Source organism: Candidatus Symbiopectobacterium sp. NZEC127, assembly GCF_025962675.1.
Taxonomy (GTDB): Bacteria; Pseudomonadota; Gammaproteobacteria; order Enterobacterales; family Enterobacteriaceae; genus Symbiopectobacterium.
Genome location: NZ_JAGFPG010000010.1, coordinates 54,618 through 73,964, shown reverse-complemented (window position 1 = coordinate 73,964; position 19,347 = coordinate 54,618). Strand labels below are relative to the sequence as shown.

The 19,347-nt window shown below is 51.2% G+C and carries 17 protein-coding genes and 6 tRNA genes; 13 read left to right on the top strand and 10 right to left on the bottom strand.

Translation table 11 applies throughout. The features are described 5' to 3' along the window. Positions 1–258 precede the first annotated feature (258 nt). Entirely contained in the window at positions 259–951 is a 693-nt protein-coding gene (gene ung, locus J5069_RS23075) for a uracil-DNA glycosylase (RefSeq protein ID WP_264646027.1), read from the top strand. A 139-nt stretch (positions 952–1,090) separates the two neighbouring features. Here the strand turns inward: ung and J5069_RS23070 are convergent. Both J5069_RS23070 and J5069_RS23065 read right to left on the bottom strand, forming a co-directional pair. After that, a tRNA-Ala gene (locus J5069_RS23070) sits at positions 1,091–1,166 on the bottom strand. Positions 1,167–1,224: 58 nt separating this feature from the next. Further along, positions 1,225–1,300, bottom strand: a tRNA-Ala gene (locus J5069_RS23065). A gap of 239 nt (positions 1,301–1,539) precedes the next feature. Between J5069_RS23065 and J5069_RS23060 the strand changes: the two genes are divergently transcribed. Beyond that, the gene (locus J5069_RS23060) at positions 1,540–2,424 is read left to right on the top strand and encodes an alpha/beta hydrolase (RefSeq protein WP_264646026.1); all 885 of its coding nucleotides are present in this window, start codon (positions 1,540–1,542) and stop codon (positions 2,422–2,424) included. 101 nt (positions 2,425–2,525) lie between these two features. Here J5069_RS23060 and gltX read toward each other — a convergent pair whose 3' ends face one another. Continuing rightward, a complete protein-coding gene (gene gltX / locus J5069_RS23055) occupies positions 2,526–3,941 on the bottom strand; it encodes a glutamate--tRNA ligase (protein WP_264646025.1) in 1,416 nt (471 codons plus the stop codon). 268 nt (positions 3,942–4,209) lie between these two features. Between gltX and J5069_RS23050 the strand changes: the two genes are divergently transcribed. From J5069_RS23050 to J5069_RS23015, 8 genes are all read left to right on the top strand, one after another. Further along, positions 4,210–4,285: transfer RNA gene (locus tag J5069_RS23050), tRNA-Val, on the top strand. Positions 4,286–4,373: 88 nt separating this feature from the next. Then, positions 4,374–4,449, top strand: a tRNA-Val gene (locus tag J5069_RS23045). 40 nt (positions 4,450–4,489) lie between these two features. Further along, positions 4,490–4,565, top strand: a tRNA-Val gene (locus J5069_RS23040). A gap of 7 nt (positions 4,566–4,572) precedes the next feature. After that, positions 4,573–4,648 (top strand) — tRNA-Lys (locus J5069_RS23035). Positions 4,649–4,937: 289 nt separating this feature from the next. Further along, complete coding sequence (locus J5069_RS23030) at positions 4,938–5,300, top strand: GtrA family protein (RefSeq protein ID WP_264646024.1); 363 nt, start codon at positions 4,938–4,940, stop codon at positions 5,298–5,300. Next, positions 5,297–6,220 carry a glycosyltransferase family 2 protein gene (locus J5069_RS23025; protein WP_264646023.1) on the top strand — a complete coding sequence of 308 codons (924 nt, stop codon included), beginning with the start codon at positions 5,297–5,299 and terminating at the stop codon, positions 6,218–6,220. Before J5069_RS23030 ends, J5069_RS23025 begins: the two co-directional genes overlap by 4 nt. 14 nt (positions 6,221–6,234) lie before the next feature. Continuing rightward, on the top strand, positions 6,235–7,776 hold the full coding sequence (locus tag J5069_RS23020; RefSeq protein ID WP_264646022.1) for a DUF6056 family protein: 1,542 nt from the start codon (positions 6,235–6,237) through the stop codon (positions 7,774–7,776). Positions 7,777–8,152: 376 nt separating this feature from the next. Next, entirely contained in the window at positions 8,153–8,587 is a 435-nt protein-coding gene (locus tag J5069_RS23015; protein WP_222157814.1) for a DoxX family protein, read from the top strand. 96 nt (positions 8,588–8,683) lie between these two features. Here the strand turns inward: J5069_RS23015 and J5069_RS23010 are convergent, their stop codons facing one another. The 7 genes from J5069_RS23010 to dgt all read right to left on the bottom strand — a co-directional run bounded on the left by J5069_RS23010 (position 8,684) and on the right by dgt (position 17,235). After that, positions 8,684–9,676 (bottom strand): sulfate ABC transporter ATP-binding protein, encoded by a 993-nt coding sequence (locus tag J5069_RS23010; protein ID WP_264646021.1) that lies wholly within the window; start codon positions 9,674–9,676, stop codon positions 8,684–8,686. Beyond that, positions 9,666–10,550, bottom strand: coding sequence for a sulfate ABC transporter permease subunit CysW (gene cysW, locus J5069_RS23005; protein WP_264646020.1), 885 nt, complete (start codon positions 10,548–10,550; stop codon positions 9,666–9,668). Before cysW ends, J5069_RS23010 begins: the two co-directional genes overlap by 11 nt. A 10-nt stretch (positions 10,551–10,560) precedes the next feature. Then, a complete protein-coding gene (cysT, locus tag J5069_RS23000; protein ID WP_264646019.1) occupies positions 10,561–11,373 on the bottom strand; it encodes a sulfate ABC transporter permease subunit CysT in 813 nt (270 codons plus the stop codon). A gap of 97 nt (positions 11,374–11,470) precedes the next feature. Continuing rightward, positions 11,471–12,481 carry a sulfate ABC transporter substrate-binding protein gene (locus J5069_RS22995; protein WP_264646018.1) on the bottom strand — a complete coding sequence of 337 codons (1,011 nt, stop codon included), beginning with the start codon at positions 12,479–12,481 and terminating at the stop codon, positions 11,471–11,473. A 243-nt stretch (positions 12,482–12,724) separates the two neighbouring features. Beyond that, positions 12,725–13,882, bottom strand: coding sequence for a CdaR family transcriptional regulator (locus J5069_RS22990; protein WP_264646017.1), 1,158 nt, complete (start codon positions 13,880–13,882; stop codon positions 12,725–12,727). A 205-nt stretch (positions 13,883–14,087) separates the two neighbouring features. After that, on the bottom strand, positions 14,088–15,521 hold the full coding sequence (gene degP, locus J5069_RS22985) for a serine endoprotease DegP (RefSeq protein WP_264646016.1): 1,434 nt from the start codon (positions 15,519–15,521) through the stop codon (positions 14,088–14,090). 202 nt (positions 15,522–15,723) lie between these two features. After that, complete coding sequence (gene dgt / locus J5069_RS22980) at positions 15,724–17,235, bottom strand: dGTPase (RefSeq protein WP_264646015.1); 1,512 nt, start codon at positions 17,233–17,235, stop codon at positions 15,724–15,726. Positions 17,236–17,364: 129 nt separating this feature from the next. Between dgt and mtnN the strand changes: the two genes are divergently transcribed. The 3 genes from mtnN (at position 17,365) to J5069_RS22965 (ending at position 19,337) form a co-directional block, all read left to right on the top strand. Beyond that, positions 17,365–18,066: a 5'-methylthioadenosine/S-adenosylhomocysteine nucleosidase gene (gene mtnN, locus J5069_RS22975; protein WP_264646014.1), complete on the top strand. Its 702-nt coding sequence runs from the start codon at positions 17,365–17,367 to the stop codon at positions 18,064–18,066. Next, the gene (gene btuF / locus J5069_RS22970) at positions 18,066–18,887 is read left to right on the top strand and encodes a vitamin B12 ABC transporter substrate-binding protein BtuF (RefSeq protein ID WP_264646013.1); all 822 of its coding nucleotides are present in this window, start codon (positions 18,066–18,068) and stop codon (positions 18,885–18,887) included. Before mtnN ends, btuF begins: the two co-directional genes overlap by 1 nt. Positions 18,888–19,079: 192 nt before the next feature. Then, a complete protein-coding gene (locus J5069_RS22965; protein WP_264646012.1) occupies positions 19,080–19,337 on the top strand; it encodes a hypothetical protein in 258 nt (85 codons plus the stop codon). Positions 19,338–19,347: the final 10 nt, after the last annotated feature.

Below are 19,347 nucleotides of genomic sequence, written 5' to 3'. Positions count from 1 at the left end.
GTAGTTATATACCAGTACCTTAGCCGCCAATCTTTGATTTAAATCAATTAATTCAGGGTGCGAAAAACACGACTGATAGCAATTAATTGTTTTACATCAATTTTAATCAAAACCCACAATGCAATTTTTTTTGTAAATTTTCAACTTTTTTATAATTTACCCTTCGCTATCATCAACTTTTCCGCCACAGTGTTTTACCTTGCGAGCAGAGATCGGTAAGCTACAGCCCTCTTTCACAACACCCGCATCGAGGACAGGATGACAACCGAACTAACGTGGCATGACGTTTTGGCACAGGAAAAAGAGCAGCCTTATTTTGTGCAGACGTTGGCGTTTGTCGGCAATGCCCGCGCCGAAGGAAAGGTAATTTATCCCCCGCAGAAAGATGTGTTTAACGCCTTTCGCTATACCGAGTTCAATCAGGTCAAGGTGGTGATACTGGGACAAGATCCCTACCACGGGCCAAACCAAGCGCACGGCCTGTCATTCTCCGTCCGCCCGGGCGTTCCTGCGCCGCCGTCATTAATGAACATGTATAAAGAGCTGGCGAACGATATTCCCGGCTTTACAATTCCCCAGCATGGTTGTCTGCAAAGCTGGGCGGAGCAAGGTGTGCTGCTGTTAAACACCGTGTTAACGGTAGAGGCCGGTCAGGCACATTCCCACGCGAACCTCGGCTGGGAAACATTTACCGATCGCGTAATCGGCGCGTTAAATGAAAAACGCGATGGTATCGTGTTTCTGTTATGGGGAGCTCATGCGCAGAAAAAAGGCAGCATTATCGATACGCAGCGCCATCATGTGCTGAAATCACCACATCCGTCACCGCTGTCAGCACACCGTGGCTTTCTGGGTTGCCACCATTTTTCCAAGACGAATCAATTACTGCAGCAGCAGGGGCAGTCGCCGATTGATTGGATGCCACAGCTACCGGGTTCAGCCGATCAGTAATGCCATCAGTTCGCAAGCAGCGCAGCGCTACAGCGATGCAAATCGCTTGCGAACTGAACCCGATACGAGAATTAAATACGTGATAGCGATGGCTTAAGGGATATAAACAGGAAAATAAGCGCTGAAATGAGAAGGAGTGTGGTGGAGCTAAGCGGGATCGAACCGCTGACCTCTTGCATGCCATGCAAGCGCTCTCCCAGCTGAGCTATAGCCCCACAATGCTGGATATGTTTACTGCATCTGTTTACTACAGCCACTGCAACAAGGTTGAAGTGGTGGAGCTAAGCGGGATCGAACCGCTGACCTCTTGCATGCCATGCAAGCGCTCTCCCAGCTGAGCTATAGCCCCATTACATCAGACAGTGACACTGATTGTCTGTGTGAACGGCCCGAATAATATGCAACCCGCTCAGGTGTGTCAACGGCTAAATCTCTTTCTGCCGTCAACCGCTGAAAAAGCCGCCAGCGCGCCGATTTTATCAACGCTTCTGACGCAATGCGCTGCATAAAGACAGAAAAAACGCTGGCAATGATAACGGGTTTTATTATCATCCATCTACTGACACTTAAGAACCTTAACAGGTCGTTATGCGCTATTTGCCCGTTGTGCTTATTACTCTGATCGCCTCCAGCCTGTTGCCCGCGCGGGCACAACCCCCTGTCGCCACGCTCTCTGAAAACGCAAAGCGCTACTTCAGCATTGAGCAACACGATATGGAAAGCACGCGCCAGCTTCAGTACCGTATCTTCATCGCCACGCCACGCGATATTGCCGCACAGGAGAAACGTCCGGTGCTCTACGTGCTGGACGCCAACGCCCAGTTCCCGCTGGCGGTCAACAGTTACACCCCCGCGCAGGGGCCTGCGCCGGTGATTGTCGGCATCGGCTATCGTATCGCTCAGGGTTATGACATTCCTGCCCGCACCCGCGACTACACGCCCCCCGCCCCGACACCCGATCCGGATTTTGGTGCGGGAGGAGAAGCGGAGCCGTTTTATCAGTTTATCCAACACAGTGTGAAACCGTGGGTAGAAACACAAGCCCCCGTTAATCCACAGCAGCAAACACTCGCCGGCCACTCCTTTGGCGGGTTATTCGTACTGTATACCCTGTTTAACCATGGGGAATCCTTCCAGCGCTATCTGGCCGCCAGCCCGTCTATCTGGTGGGGAGACGGTGTGGTCATCCCCAAACGTTCACCGCTGCTTACCGCGCAACCGACCTCAATCACGATAAGCGTAGGCGAATATGAAGAGAAGCCGCCAAAGGCCGACCCCAACCAACCGGTCGATCCAAAACGCGCCAAGCGTCAGGCACAGCGCACCATGGTGACCAAAGCGCGCGATCTGGCGGCGCAATTGCACACAGAAAACCCTGCGGCCAGCTTTATCCTGTTCGAAGGCAAACACCATGGCAGCGTGATCCCCGATGCGATGGCAAAGGCGGTAGAAGTGACCATTCAGCCACAGTGAGATCAAGATTGCCCCGAAGCCGTGAATAAAAAACGCCCCGTGCAGCGTGCTCCTTAAAAGGAGGGCCACACGGGGCGTTAATCGATCGCTGGGTTACGCGATTATTGCTGTGCTTCACGCTCGGCGATAAAGGCCAGCGCTTTATCGATGCGTGCCAATGCACGTTGCTGACCCACCGCATGCACCGTGACATCGACGCCCGGTGATTGGCCCGCGCCGGTTACCGCCACACGCAGCGGCATGCCCACTTTACCCATCCCCTGTTGCAGTTCGTCCGCCGTGCCCTGAATCGCGTGATGAATGTTTTCCGCAGTCCAGTCACTGATGGCAGCAAGTTTCTCACGCACCAACTCCAGCGGCTGGCGAGCGACCGGACGCAAGTGTTTCTTGGCAGCATCGGCATCGAACTCGGCAAAGTCTTCATAGAAATAACGGCAGGACGCCGCAATTTCTTTCAGCGTCTTGCAGCGCTCACCCAGCAGCGTCACCAGTTCGCACAGTTGCGGCCCGGTGCGGGTGTCAATCCCCGCCTGCTCAATGTGCCATGACAGATGCGTTGCTACATATTCAGCCGGCAAATGATTGATATAGTGGTGGTTGAGCCACTGCAACTTCTCGGTGTTGAAGGCGCTGGCCGATTTGCTTACGGCGTCCAGCGTAAACAACTGCGTCATTTCGTCGATGGAGAAAATTTCCTGATCGCCATGTGACCAGCCCAAACGGACCAGATAGTTGAGAAGCGCCTCCGGCAGATAACCATCATCACGATACTGCATCACGCCCACGGCACCGTGGCGTTTGGACAGCTTCTTGCCATCATCACCCAGAATCATCGACACATGGGCATATTCCGGCACCGGCGCACCCAACGCTTTCAAAATATTGATTTGGCGCGGGGTGTTGTTGATATGATCTTCACCGCGAATAACGTGCGTGATTTCCATATCCCAGTCGTCGATCACCACGCAGAAGTTGTAGGTCGGCGAACCATCAGTGCGGCGAATGATCAGATCGTCCAGTTCCTGATTGCTGAATTCGATCGGGCCACGAATACGGTCGTTGAAAATCACTGAACCGTCTTGCGGGTTACGAAAACGCACCACGTGAGGCTCATCATCGGCATGGTGCGCATGAGAATCGCGGCAGCAGCCGTCATAGCGCGGTTTTTCACCCTTCGCCATTTGATCTTCACGCAGCGCTTCCAGACGCTCACGACTGCAATAGCATTTATAGGCGGTGCCCTGCACCAGCATTTCATCAATCACCGCGTTGTAGCGGTCAAAACGTTTAGTCTGGTAGTACGGACCCTCATCCCAATCCAGGTTCAGCCAGTTCATGCCGTCCATAATGGCATCGATGGCCTCCTGCGTTGAACGCTCCAGGTCCGTGTCTTCGATACGTAAAACAAACTCACCCTGATGGTGACGGGAAAACAGCCAGGAGTAGAGCGCAGTACGAGCGCCGCCGACATGCAAATAGCCAGTGGGGCTTGGCGCGAAACGAGTTTTGATTTTCATTGGGATAATAAGCCTTGTTACTTAAGGGCGACTGGCAGACACCAGCAACGGTTCCAGTCAAACGTTGGCGATATTCTATCACTCTGCCCTGATTCCTCAACGCTGTAACCGCATTGCGCGTGGAATAGGGTTAACAATACGCCGAATTATTGACCAGGAATGCCCAGAAAAACGACGTGTTGCCTAATTTTACAACGAACACGCATTTTGCATTTAAAAACCGTTGACTCACTTTCAACTATCCCTATAATGCGACTCCACACAGCGAGGGTGATTAGCTCAGCTGGGAGAGCACCTCCCTTACAAGGAGGGGGTCGGCGGTTCGATCCCGTCATCACCCACCACTCACTTTGAGTGCCCGTTGTGTGAAGTATCACGGTATGAAGTACGACTGTGTTAGCACGGAAGTACGATGTAAGAAAAAGTGAAATTGGGTGATTAGCTCAGCTGGGAGAGCACCTCCCTTACAAGGAGGGGGTCGGCGGTTCGATCCCGTCATCACCCACCAATTTCAGCCAGCTGATTTTTCTTACAGACAATTTAGAAGTGGGTGATTAGCTCAGCTGGGAGAGCACCTCCCTTACAAGGAGGGGGTCGGCGGTTCGATCCCGTCATCACCCACCACTTCTGCGGGTCGTTAGCTCAGTCGGTAGAGCAGTTGACTTTTAATCAATTGGTCGCAGGTTCGAATCCTGCACGACCCACCATTTCCGCAGATCTCTCCTTTTTCCTCTGATGTTTTCTTATCTGTATTTTCTCATCTGCATGAAATATCGCAACAAACACCGGTCTGTGTTTAGGCTTGAGCCAAAAGCGCGTTAGCGTCGATCGCAAAAGATAACCTCATCCCAATTAACCTTTCCTCCCGCCGTTTTAGTAGCACCTTTTTCAAGTCGAAACATTACCCTTCGTTTAGGCAAGAAGCGTTACTGTTGTGTAGATCATAGTCAGAATCAGTGATAAAATATCAAAAACTTAATAAAAAACGATTATTGAATGCTTAAATTATTCACTAAATATGTGAGCATCGGGATTATCAATACGGTTATTCACTGGGCTGTATTCGGCGCGCTGGTTTATCTTGCCGCATACGATCAATCGGTAGGAAACCTGATTGCATTTTTGGTTGCAGTCACATTTTCATTTTTTGCCAATGCAAAATTTACCTTTCAAGCCAGAGCTTCTGGCAGAAGATATTTTCTTTTCATTACGTTCATGGGGATACTGAGTTTTATTTCAGGTCAATTATCAGACCATTATAATATTCCCCCCTTGATCACAATGATTGAATTTTCTGCAATTAGCCTGATCTGCGGTTTTTTCTACTCGAAGCTCATTGTCTTTAGGAAAGAGAAATGAAAATCTCACTGGTAGTTCCTGTCTTTAATGAGGCAGATACCATACCAATCTTTTATAAAGCGGTTAGAGAGATGGAATCTCTCAAACAGTACCAAGTAGAAATTCTTTTCATTAACGATGGCAGCACCGATGCCACAGAGTCAATCATCAATGCACTCGCCGTGTCGGATGAATTGGTTTATCCGCTGTCGTTCACCCGTAATTTTGGTAAAGAGCCTGCTATTTTTGCAGGATTGGAGAATGCAACCGGTGATGTCATTATTCCCATTGACGTTGACCTTCAGGATCCAATTGAAATAATCCCTGCACTTATTGAAAAATGGCAACACGGCGCAGACATGGTGCTGGCTAAGCGCTCGGATCGCTCTACGGATGGTCACTTAAAGCGAAAAACGGCAGAATGGTTCTATAAACTTCACAACAAAATTAGCACACCTAAGATCGAAGAAAACGTGGGTGACTTTCGCTTAATGTCTCGTGGGATTGTTGAAGATATCAAGCTTATGCCGGAGCGTAACCTTTTCATGAAAGGGATACTCTCCTGGGCCGGGGGTAAAACAGACATTGTTGAATACACCCGTGCAGAACGCATTGCAGGAAACACCAAGTTTAATGGTTGGAAACTCTGGAACCTCGCCCTCGAAGGTATTACCAGTTTTTCAACGATCCCGTTAAGGGTGTGGACCTATATTGGCCTGTTTGTAGCAGGGCTATCCTTCCTTTACGGTTCCTGGATGGTTTTTAACACTCTGGTTTTTGGGAACCCGGTGCGCGGTTATCCTTCCCTTTTAGTTTCTATTTTGTTTCTCGGTGGTATTCAACTTATCGGCATTGGGATTTTAGGTGAATATATTGGCAGGATCTATGTAGAAGTAAAACAAAGACCAAGATACATAATTAAAAAACAAGCGCCAAAATGAGATAGATCAAAAAGATGAACAAGACACTGACAATATCAATATCAGCTGCTATTTTTTTAGCAATATTTTTAATTGAGTGGTATACACCTATTCATTCAGATGATTATCACTACACACTGTTAGGCATATCTTTAGACACTCACTACCAACACTACATGACATGGAGTGGAAGAGTTGTCGCTGATTACATCAGCACACTGTTACTTTTTCTAAACTCTCGTATTATCTATTCCGTTGCAATTGCTACAGCCGTATTATCTTTCTGCCTTTTCATTGCAAAGACCCCATCGGGTTCGTTCAAATGGAATAAAAATGACAGTATAGTCATTTTGTTAGTATTTCTTACCTATTGGATAGCCAATCCTAATATTGGAGAGACAATATTTTGGGTTGTTGGTAGCGCCAACTATCACTGGACAAATCTTTTTGTTGCTGCATGGATATATGGAATAAGCCATACGCTTCAAAATAATGATAAAAAGATCCGCATATTGATGATAATCATCAGTCTGTTAGCCGGATGCTCTAATGAAAGCGTGGCTCCATTCGTTATCGGATTATCCTTATTGGCGATTTGTTACGATTTTTGGAAAAGAAAAAACACTGATATCAACAAAGTAATTTACGCCTTTATGACAATAGTGGGTGCTTGCATACTCATCCTTGCACCTGGAAATTTTATCAGGGCAAAAGAAACCCCGGTTTGGTTAGGTAAATCATTTTTAGAAAAAATTGTATTTCATTTTACAGAACGACTCTCTGGACATCTTGCACTGATATGGATTAGCTATGTTGTTTTAGCATTGCTTGCTTTGATTGCAGTGATAAGCGCTCGCAAAGGAACCGCTGTTTCCAGAAAGAGAATCTACGCTACTTACCTGATGATAGCTATTGCGGTGGGGACAAGCTTTATCATGTTCATCTCCCCCTCTTACCCCGATAGGGTTGTCAATGGAACATTGATGTTTCTTCTCTTTGCAATATCATTCCTTGGCCATGGCATCCTGGAAACGGCTGAAAGAAGAAATATTTTAAATATCAGCATTGTTACCTTTCTTTGTCTGGCAACCTTCCTATGGTCTTATTCGCTAATGTATAGCGCTTACACACGTGTTTATGTGCAAGACAAAGTCAGAATGAAGATCATTGCGGATGAAATAGCCAAGAATCAAGAGAGCTTTTCCATTCCAGAGTTCTATTTCTCCAAACTCCAGAACAGCGGAGGGCATTTCGGCCTGTTTCATGCTCCAAATCTTTACGGACGATATTTTGGTGCGAAAGAGATTTTTAAAACCATTGTCAAATTTGACTATTCAGTCATGTACAGTGGCCTAAAAGGGGTTTTGGATGACCACACCGCTTACTACACCAATCAGTCTGGTGATTTTATGTTGGTGAGCACCCAACCACTTGAGGGAGAGATAGCGATAACAATCAATGGCAACAAAGTGAGTTATGCGCTGGGGACATTTACCAAAGCAACCGTCAATGATGAGTACTGGTATTATAAAAAAATGCCCTCAGGTCTGTTCGACGCCGTCAATATGGTCAAATAACGGCGACGACCAGTACAACAAATAGCGAACAGTGGCTGAAAATTAATGTCGGTAGTCGCTTACCGACATCATCCATGCTCACCGCGTTACCTGGTTCAATCCGCTGTGTGATGTTGATGAATAACACAACACATCATCCTTCATACAGCGGACCAGCATCCAACACTCAACCGCCGTCCAGCCCGAATCTACGCCTATCCGTACCCCTACTATATTCATTTCAACATCGCGGTCACACTGCCACTCGCTGATACCTCAGCAATTTTTTTGATTAGCTATGTCAAATAAATTTGTTTTCACTGCGTCACTAAAATGGCGACACTACGTCCTGTTGTCCTTCCCACCATTTTTGTGAACATACATAGGGTTAATTATTATGATTGCTCAGCTCAATCGGTCATTCAATCGCCTCGCAGACCATCAGGATGCCGGTATTCTGCTACTGCGTCTGACCATTGGTATTTTGTTGCTGTTTCACGGTGTCGCCAAAATAGAGCACGGTGTGGGTTGGATTGTGCAGATGCTGCAAGCAGCTGGCCTGCCGGGCTTTATCGCTTACGGCGTATACATCGGTGAAGTGGTTGCCCCGATCCTGATTATTTTGGGTGTCTTTACTCGCGTTTCCGGCCTGATTGCTGCGTTAACACTGGTGGTTGCTACGCTGATGGTCGGTATCGGTAATTTCTTTACCCTGACCAAAGTCGGTGCCTGGGCGCTGGAAGTGGAAGCACTGTACTTCTTCGGTGGCCTGATCATCACGCTGGTAGGCAGTGGCCGTTACTCTGTGGTATCAAACCCAGATTACCGCTGATTTTACCGTCAAAGAAATTGAATAAAAAACGCCCGCGATTGCGGGCGTTTTTGTTTTTGGTGAATCGTCTGGTAATTTTTCGAATGTGGTTGTCGATTAAATTTCCCAATCGTGGTTATACACTTTGGGTTTGAACTGGATAACATCGCCACGTTTCAAGCCGTTGAGGTTGATATCATCCTGTGCCACTTCGGCTTCGATCAGTTCGGGTTCACCTTCAACTTTCAGCGACAGACGGGTCAATGCCCCCAATGGACGAATATCTCGCACTACCACCGGCTGAAACCCTTCTCGCGCTTCGGAAGCGATCGCCACTTCATGAGGGCGGAACAGGATGGGTTTCTCACTGTGCGCCACTTTCAGGCGATTACTGTCACCCAGGAAGTGATAGACAAACTCACTTGCCGGGTGGTTATACACCTCAGCAGGCGAGCCAATCTGCTCGATAACCCCTTTATTCATCAGCACAATACGGTCAGCAACTTCCATCGCCTCTTCCTGATCGTGCGTCACAAACACCGATGTCAGGTTGATGTTCTCGTGTAACCGTGACAGCCAACGGCGCAGCTCTTTACGCACTTTGGCATCCAACGCACCAAAAGGCTCATCCAGCAGCAAAATACGCGGTTCAACAATCAGCGCACGTGCCAGCGCAATACGCTGGCGCTGACCGCCAGAAAGCTGCTCAGGATAACGATCCGCCAGCCAGTCTAACTGCACCATGTTCAGCAGCTCATGCACTTTCGTTTCAATATCGCGCTTGGAAGGACGGATACTGCGCGGTTTCATGCGTAAGCCAAAGGCCACGTTGTCAAAGACGGTCATGTGACGAAACAGCGCATAGTGCTGGAACACAAATCCCACGTTGCGATCGCGCACATCGTGCACCGACACATCTTCACCGTGAAACACAATCTGTCCGCTGTCCGGCTTTTCCAGGCCAGCAATAATGCGCAGCAAGGTGGTTTTGCCACAGCCCGACGGCCCGAGCAATGCCACCAGCTCGCCGCTGTTGATCGCCAGATTGATTTCATTCAAGGCCCGGAACTGGCCAAACTGTTTGTTTATATTACGAATATCAATGCTCATTTGGAGCCAGCTCCTGTTGGTGTTTCTCAACCTGTTTTGCCAGACGCCCTTCACTCCATTGGCGCAGCAGCAATACCACTAACGACATCAGCAACAATAAAATCGCCACGCTAAAAGCGGCTACAATGTTGTATTCGTTGTAAAGGATCTCAATGTGCAACGGTAAGGTGTTGGTCAAACCACGAATATGGCCAGATACCACGGATACCGCGCCAAACTCGCCCATCGCTCGTGCCGTACAAAGCACCACGCCGTAAATCAGCGCCCATTTCACATTGGGCAGCGTGATGTGCCAGAACATCTGCCAGCCGTTGGCGCCCAGCAAACGGGCCGCCTCCTCCTCCTGAGTGCCCTGCTGCTCCATCAAAGGAATCAGCTCGCGCGCCACATAAGGCAAGGTGACAAAAATGGTTGCCAGCACGATCCCCGGCACGGCATAGACGATTTCAAGATGGTGCGCGGTCAGGAAAGGGTAAAAGTAGCTTTGTGCACCAAACAGCAGCACATACACCAACCCCACCACCACCGGCGATACCGAGAAAGGCAAGTCAATCAGTGCCAGCAGTAAGGTTTTGCCGCGAAATTCAAATTTGGTCACGCTCCAGGCTGTCGCCAAACCAAACACCACGTTAAGCGGTACGGAGATAACCGTCGCCAGCAGCGTCAATTTCAGCGCAGAAATCGCATCTGGTTCCGAAATCGCCTGCCAAAATGCACCTACGCCTTTCGCCAACCCCTGCGTCAGCACCATCAATAGCGGCAGTACCAGCACCAGAAAGAATACCAGCCAGGCCAGCGTCACCAGTACGTAATAGGTCGTTGCGCGTTTTTTGCTCTTAGGAGCACGCGCAGCGGTAGCAATTACCTGTTCCATTGTCACCGCCTTACAGTTTGGGCTGAATACGACGCTGCAACAGGTTAATCAGCAGCAGCATAATGAAAGAGACCAACAGCATAAATACGCCGATACCGGTAGCGCCTTTGTAGTCATACTGATCGAGCTTGGAGACAATCAGCAGCGGCAGTATTTCGGTTTTAAAGGGAATGTTGCCCGCAATAAACACCACCGATCCGTATTCACCTACCCCACGTGCAAACGCCAGTGCAAACCCCGTCAACCAGGCCGGCAGCAGAGCAGGTAGCAGTACATGCCAGAACACCTGAGCCGGTTTTGCGCCCAGACAGGCCGCCGCTTCCTCCACTTCGCGAGGAATATCAGCCAGTACCGGTTGCAGCGTTCGCACCACAAAGGGCAAGGTGACAAAAATCAACGCCAGCGTGATACCCAAGCTGGTGTAGGCAATCTTGAAAGGAAACAGTCCGCCAATCAGCCCATTCGGTGCATACAGCGCCGTGAGTGCAATGCCCGCCACCGCCGTGGGCAGCGCAAAAGGCATGTCGATCATGGCATCGATCACCTTACGGCCCGGAAACTGATAGCGCACCAACACCCAGGCCAGCAAGGTTCCCAGAATGCCATTAACAAAAGCCGCCGCCAGCGCCGTGCCAAAAGAGAGTTGCAGTGAAAACAGCACCTGGCGGCTGGTGATCAACGTCCAGAATTGCGTGAGTGTAAGCTGACTGGCGTAGACAAACATGCCCGCCAGCGGGATCAACACAATCAAACTTAAGTAGCTGAGGCTAAACCCTAAGGTAAGGCCAAAACCAGGAATGACGGGAGAAATGCGTCGTGACATACCAAGCCTTTCTTAATGCAATAGTCCAGTGAACCAGCCCCATCCACATGGCAAAGCCGCTATCGACGTAGCGGCCAGCCAGCAGGAATTTTAAAAATTATTTATTGATTTCATTGAAAATCTTGTCAAAAACGCCACCGTCGTTAAAGTATTGGTCCTGCACTTTGGTCCAGCCGCCAAACTCTTCATCGATGGTCACCAGTTTCACCGGTGCAAATTGACCTTTAAATTCTTCAGCAATCTTGGCATTGCGCGGACGGTAGAAGTTCTTACCGATAATGCGCTGCGCATCGTCGCTGTAGAGGTATTTCAGGTAGGCTTCAGCCTGTTTTTGTGTGCCTTTGCGTTCAACCACTTTGTCCACAACGGCAACCGGTGGCTCAGCCAGAATAGACAGCGACGGTGTGACGATTTCCAACTGATCGCCGCCCTGCTCTTTCAGTGAGAGATAGGCTTCGTTTTCCCACGCCAGCAGCACATCGCCCAGTTGGCGTTGTACGAAGCTGATGGTGGCACCGCGCGCACCGGTGTCTAATACCGGCGCATGGCGATAAAGTTCAGTCACGAATTTCAGTGCAGTCGCATCACTCCCACCCGGCAGGTGCTTGGCATAAGCCCAGGCCGCCAGGAAGTTCCAACGCGCACCGCCGGAGGTTTTCGGGTTCGGCGTAATCACTTCCACGCCCGGTTTCACCAGATCGCCCCAGTCTTTGATGTTTTTCGGGTTGCCTTTGCGCACCAGGAACACAATGGTAGAGGTGTAAGGCGTGCTGTTATCCGGCAGGCGTGCCTGCCATTTGGGATCGATCAGCGGCTGATTCAGGTTCAGGGCATCAATATCCCCCGCCAGCGCCAGCGTCACCACGTCCGCCTGCAAACCATCGATGACCGAACGCGCCTGTTTGCCGGAGCCACCGTGGGAGTTTTTAATGGAAAGTGTTTCACCGGTGGTTTCTTTCCAATGTTTGATGAAGGCAGCGTTATATTCCTGATACAACTCACGCGTTGGGTCATAAGACACGTTCAACAATTCCGTTGCCGCAGACGCAGCACCCGCAAATAATACCGTTGCTGCTGCAAGAGATACTCCCAGACGGCGTATTGACATTATTATCACTCCCTCAACATTTCTCGTAATTTGTGTAGTGTGTTTGGCGTAGTGCGGGCAATGGGCTCACAACATGGAGTGACAATAGAGGATAGGGGGTGGGGGCAAAAATATTGTTTCGCGATAATTTATGCTCTCGCGTTATATTCTTTGACCTTATTCATTTTTTTAAATCTAAGCAGATTGCCGGCTCGCAGGCAGCAAAAAGGGGCCATAGGCCCCTTGGATCAATCAGATAGCAACTTATTCTTCTTCATCCAGCTGCAATGCCACATAGAGCAGCAAGCGGTCATCGAAGTTGCCCAAATCCAGTCCGGTCAGCTCGGAGATACGGTTCAGGCGATATTCGAGCGTATTACGATGGATAAACAGCGCTTTAGCCGTGGCCCCCGGTTGAACATTATTGCGAAACCAGGCGTTAAGCGTGCGTCGCAGCAAGCCATTGCCGTCCATCGCTTTCAGTTTTGCCAGCGGACGAACCAGTTCATTGGCCTGCCAGCCACCGCGCAGGCTATCGAGCAGCACCGGCAGCATGAGATCCTGATAATAGTAGCAACGCTGGCTAGGCATACGCTGTTTCCCAACGCTCATGGTGGTGCGCGCAGTACGATAAGAACGCGCAATGCTGCCAGGTCCGGTAAAATAGTTGCCCAACGCCATCCGTACCCGCAGGCGGCCGCTTTCGGTCATGCGAGAAAACAGGTTATCCACTCGACGCCGATGCTCTTCGGCATCCCAGCGGCCATGGCTGTTCAGCGCGGGTTTCAGCACTACCATTTCGGTCAGAGACACGATAGCGATCAGGTTGTTGCGTTCGGGCGTGGTCAACAGCGTTTGCAACTGCTGCAATTCTGCCATGGCACTGTCTACGCCCAATTGGCCGCTATCGACTTCGACAACCGCCACCACGCGCGGCGTATTGAGATCGATCCCCAAACGTTGTGCCCACTCCATCAGCGCAGGCGACAGCTCGTCGGTACGAATCAGGTTGAGCACCAGCTCTTCACGCAAACGGCTATCCTGCGCCAGCATGTGCAACAGTCGGGCCTGTTCCAGCATCATCTCTGCGGTCATGCACACCAGTTCACCAAACTGGCGCAAATGGGCGGGATTACCGGTCAGGCCGATGACGCCGACGATTTCACCGTCAATGCGCAGCGGCAAGTTGATACCGGGCCGCACGCCGTGCAGATGGCGGGCAACCGCATCGTCGATATCGACCACACGCCCCTGTGACAAGGCCAGCAGCGCACCTTCATGCAATTCCCCGACACGTTCCCGATCGCCACTGCCTATGATTCGTCCACGTGCATCCATCACGTTGATATTACTATCAATAATTTGCATGGTGCGCGCAACGATGTCCTGCGCCAGCTTTGCGTTGAGATGATATGACGCCATTCCCGCCCCTGGAAAGAGAAAGTGACAATTGCACTATCATAGCGTTGCCCTGAAAGCTGGACATTGTGCAATTTCACAAACATCAGCCCAATTCATTAGAATTGCGGGAAATATCACAAAATAAGAGCGAGGCGGCGCAGGGCAAAAGCGGAAATAAAAAAGGAGCGTCAAGAATACGCTCCTTTCAGTCTGAAACCGCTAGCGTTTATTGTGCCAACAGATAAAGCGTGGTATTACCGCGCAACACATTCAGCGCCAACACCGGAGGTTTGCTGTCCAGAATTTTACGCAGTTCACCGAGGTTCTGCACCGACTGCTGATTGACCCCGAGGATCACGTCATCCTTCTTCAAGCCGATTTTCGCCGCCGCCGAACCGGCTTTCACCTCGTCCACCTTGACGCCTTTCTGACCGTCGATTTCGGTGTTGCTGAGCGATGCGCCGCTGATGCCGGTGTAGAGATTGCCGGATGCGACCTGTGTCTGACTGGTCTGCTGCAAAGTGACTTCTACCGTTAACGGTTTACCTTCACGCAGCAGCCCCAGTTTGACCTTGCTACCAACCGGCAAGGACCCAACCTGGGCACGCAGTGCCGCAAAGCTACTTATCGGCTTGTCGTTCAGCGTCAAAATAACGTCACCGGCTTTGATGCCTGCTTCGTCCGCAGCGGATTTCGGCCTGACCTGGCTGACAAATGCCCCGCGCTGCGCATCCACTTTCATCGCTTGCGCCAGATCGGAATTCAGCTCGGTGCCGGTAATGCCCAGTTCGCCGCGTTTCACGTCGCCAAACTCAACCAATTGCGCCGTGAGGTTTTTCACCATGTTACTCGGAATGGCAAAACCGATACCGATGTTTCCGCCATCCGGTGCCAGAATCGCGGTGTTCAGGCCGATTAGTTCACCGTTGAGGTTAACCAGCGCGCCGCCGGAGTTGCCTCGGTTGATCGCCGCATCGGTCTGGATAAAGTTTTCATAGTTTTCGATATTGAGCCCGCTGCGCCCCAGCGCTGAAACAATACCGGACGTGGCCGTTTGACCCAAACCATAGGGGTTACCGATTGCCACAGTGTAGTCACCCACGCGCAACTGATCGGAATCAGCGATCTTGATGGCGGTAAGATTTTTAAAATCAATCAGTTGAATCAACGCGACATCGGTACGCGGGTCTTTGCCAATCACTTTGGCATCGTACTTACGCCCGTCATAGAGCCGCACCTGAATCTTGTCGGCGTTGTCGACCACGTGGTTATTGGTTACCACATAGCCTTTCTCCGCGTTGATCACCACGCCTGAACCCAATGCCTGGAAGTTCTCACGCTTTGCAGGCGCGCCTTCTTCCCCTTCATCTTCGGCCCCCTGACAAATCGGGGAATTTTGGAAGGGGGAACCCTCCTGACAGAATGGCGAATTCTCACCGAAGAAAGGCTGCATCTGCTGCGGAATATTGCTGCGCTTGACGTCGGTATGCCCTTCAATGGAGATGCTGACGACGGAAGGCATCACTTTCTCGAGCATCGGAGCCAGACTTGGCATCTGGCTGGATGTCGATACTACCGCCTCAGTCGCCGCAAAGACCTGCCCCATGCTCATTGCCAGGCTCAGCGCCAATGCACTCAGAACCAATGATTTTCTTTTCATGATCTCTTATCTCGTCGTATCAACAGGTGAATCCCACGTCGCCGAACCTGTTTACCATCCCACCCTCTCGATGTCGCGCTGGCGGGTTCGTAAACAGGCTCAATTGGCGTTCGCGCTATATCAGATAAACAAGAAAGCACAAAGTTCATCGCCGCGCGCTGGCCCAAACGTAAGCAAGTATGGAGCCGCTTTACATAAATTGTTATTCCGCCGCCATCAGCCGCCGGTATTCGTCGTAAGCGTAAAGATCTGTCATTCCGCTGATATAATCTTGAATCAATCGTGCCCGATAATAGTATTCCCATATCTCCTGTTCGTCGCGAGACAGGGAGGAGAGCCGGAGCGTGGCTTCACGATAGGCCAGGCAATGTTTACTGGACAGTTTGTGGTACAGCCGGGTTTCAATGGGATAATGCGGATGCGTATCGTCATTCACCATCAGGCTGAAGGCGTCATAAGACATTTCCAGCAGCGGATGGTAGATATCCAACAGCCCCCCGATAACGCGATAGCCTTGCAGCTCCAGCTTTTCGACTTCTGCGTTATTAAACACATACTTGCGCGCCACCTCTTTGAATACCCGCAACAGCTTGGCCTGCGCGCCCTTGTCCTCCAGTAGCGCCTCATCAAAAGCGCCAGCGTAAATTGCAGGCAGATTTTTGAGAAAACGGTGTGCCGCGTAAGGCACCAGCCTTGCCACGGTATTGACGCGCAACTGCATGAAAAATTGATCGTCGGTGCTGCGCCAACGGTGTCGTTTTCGGCTTTCATAAGCCTGCTCTACGGTTTTGGCAAACAAGTCCGAAGGATCGACAGTACCCCAGGTCTGGCGCAGGTACAGATAAAGCTGTTCGGTGCTGAGGATCTCTTTTTCTACCGCATCCTCCAGATCGGCGACGCAGTAGGAGATGTCGTCAGCGGCTTCCATGATGTAGGTGAGCGGGAAGCGGTGGTATTCGTCCAGCGACAACGCATGGCGCAAATCGGCAACAAAATCCTGTTCGGAAAGATAGTAGCCCGGCTTTTTCATCAGATAGCGGTAGTTGTCAGGCACCTCGCCGACCCAATACGCTGGCCGGGTATATTTGAGAATACAGCCCACCTGGCTGTAGGTAAGATTCAGTTTAAGCAACGTATGCACCAACCGAATCGCCTGCGCATTGCCTTCAAAATGGCTGAGGTCCTGCCGCACCTGACGCCGCAATGCATCATGGGCATCGCCTTTCAGGCGCAGGGCTTCAGCCTGGCAGGCATCATCACGCGGCAATGCCTCATCCTGAATATAAGCGGCATCCAACCGTTTTCTAAACCAGTTATTGATGGCGGATTCACCAAAATGGCCAAAGGGTGGGTTACCGATGTCATGCATCAGGCAGGCCATTTCCACCATGCTTTCAAAGGGGGTTTGCCAGAGAGACAGGCCGAGGGCATCCAGTCGATTTTCGCCTTTTATCCGCACCAGAATATCTTTGGCGATGTAACGACCGACCTGCTGCACTTCCATAGAGTGTGTCAGTCGCGAACGCACCGCGGCGTTACGCTCCAGAGGAAACACCTGCGTCTTCTGTTGTAAACGGCGGATCGCGGCAGAGTTGATGATACGCCCCCTGTCGCTTTCGAACAGGCGCACGATGTCATATTCACTCTCAGCCGTAATCGGTTTGCTCAGCGGCCGCTGAACGCTGAACTTCTTTGAAAAATCGATATCGGACATCCCCTTCCTCCTTTACCGTCGCCAAAATCACGCCTGGGTTCCATTTCCCCCCGTTAGCCATGATAGACTACACAACACACACTACGGCTAACTATTCGAAATACTATTCGAAATTTTGTGGGGAATCTTATGAAAGTCGGCATTATCGGGGCCATGGAACAAGAAGTGACGCTTCTGCGCGATCGCATCGAAAACCTCAAAACCTTCACGCGCGCCGGGTGCGAAATCTACAGCGGATCGCTGAACGGCGTCGACGTGGCGCTGTTAAAATCGGGTATTGGCAAGGTTTCTGCGGCAATGGGCACCACGCTACTGCTGGAACACGCTCAACCGGACCTCATCATCAACACCGGCTCTGCGGGTGGTCTGGCACCGACCCTGAACGTCGGCGATATCGTGGTATCCGGTGAAGCGCGCTATCACGATGCCGATGTCACCGCTTTCGGTTATGAAGCAGGTCAGATGGCAGGTTGTCCAGCGGCGTTTCCCGCCGATGCGTCCCTGATTGCGCTGGCCGAGCGCGCCATTGTGTCTCTGCAACTGAATGCCGTGCAGGGGCTTATCGTCAGTGGTGATGCGTTTATCAACGGTGCCGAGCCGCTGGCCCGCATCCGTCGCACCTTCCCGCAGGCCGTCGCGGTCGAAATGGAAGCCACCGCAATTGCTCACGTTTGCCATCAGTTCGGCGTGCCTTTCGTGGTAGTACGCGCTATCTCCGATGTGGCTGACAAAGCGTCGCACCTGAGTTTTGATGAGTTTCTGGCCGTGGCGGCCCAGCAATCGTCGCGCATGGTGAGTGCCATGCTGCAAGAGCTTGCCGGAAAAGCCTGATGCGCGTTCGCGGGTTCGCTCTTCTGGCAATACTGTGCCTGCTCATTAGCGGGCGGGTCAGCGCAGACGCTGTCGCTCAGCGCATTATCAGCCTGGCCCCGCACGCTACGGAGTTGGCCTTCGCCGCTGGCATGGGCGATCAGGTGATTGGTGTAAGTGCCTGGTCAAACTACCCGCCCGAAGCAGAGCAGCGAGAACAGGTTGCGTCCTGGCAAGGTATCAATCTGGAACGGGTGCTGGCGCTGAAACCGGACTTAATTCTGGCCTGGCGTGAAGGAAACCCGCAGCGACCGCTTGAACAGCTCTCTGCCTTTGGCATCCCAGTGGTGTATCTGGATCCCACCTCGCTGGATGCGATACCGACCATGCTGGAACAGCTTGGGCAATACAGCGCGCACCCTGACGTAGCGCGGCAAAATGCACAGGCCCTGCGCCAGCAGTTGGCCGATTTGAAAGCGCGCTACGCCGATGCGCCGAAACATCAGGTGTTTTTGCAATTTGGTACACACCCGCTGTTTACCTCAGGCAAGCAGTCGTTGCAAAACCAGGTACTGGCCCTGTGTGGCGGCGTCAATGTTTTCGACGACAGCAAAGTGCCCTGGCCACAGGTCAGTCGTGAACAGGTGTTGCGGCGCAAACCACAGGTGATCATTACTACGGGTACCGCTGCCGATGCGGCCGCCACCCGTGATTTTTGGTCGCCGCAGTTGTCCGTGCCGATCATTACGGTAGAGGAAGATTGGTTTAATCGCAGCAGCCCGCGCCTGCTGCTGGCAGCCCAGTACATTTGCCAGCAACTCTCCGCCCTCCCCGCCCAGTAAATCACAGGGTAATGCCTGCGCTCATGCAGGCATTACTGCATGCTTTTCATCCAGAAAAAAACCGGTTATCATGTCGGCAATGGTCAAAATACAACCATGATTAGACAAGAAACAAACCAAAACATAACGATTTGATAACGCACTATTGTGCACTGAGCCGGTAACGGTTCTTTTTAACACCAGGTAGAAAAAGTGATAAAAATAAGTCTGCTTACTGCGGGCCTGCTGATGCTGGCCTGCAATACTGCGTGTGCAGCAAGCACCAGCGGGCAAATCAATGTGGGGTTGAGCGTGGTTCCCACCTGTGAAGTCAAGGAAACCGCAACATCAGCCCGCGTCGAGTGCCCGGCCGCAAAAGCGTTGATGCCGAAGATTACGCAAACGTCTCTCAGCGCAGGGGCTCGTACGGTAACCCATCAGGAACAGCGGCTGATCACTATTGAATGGTGATGGTTGGTTT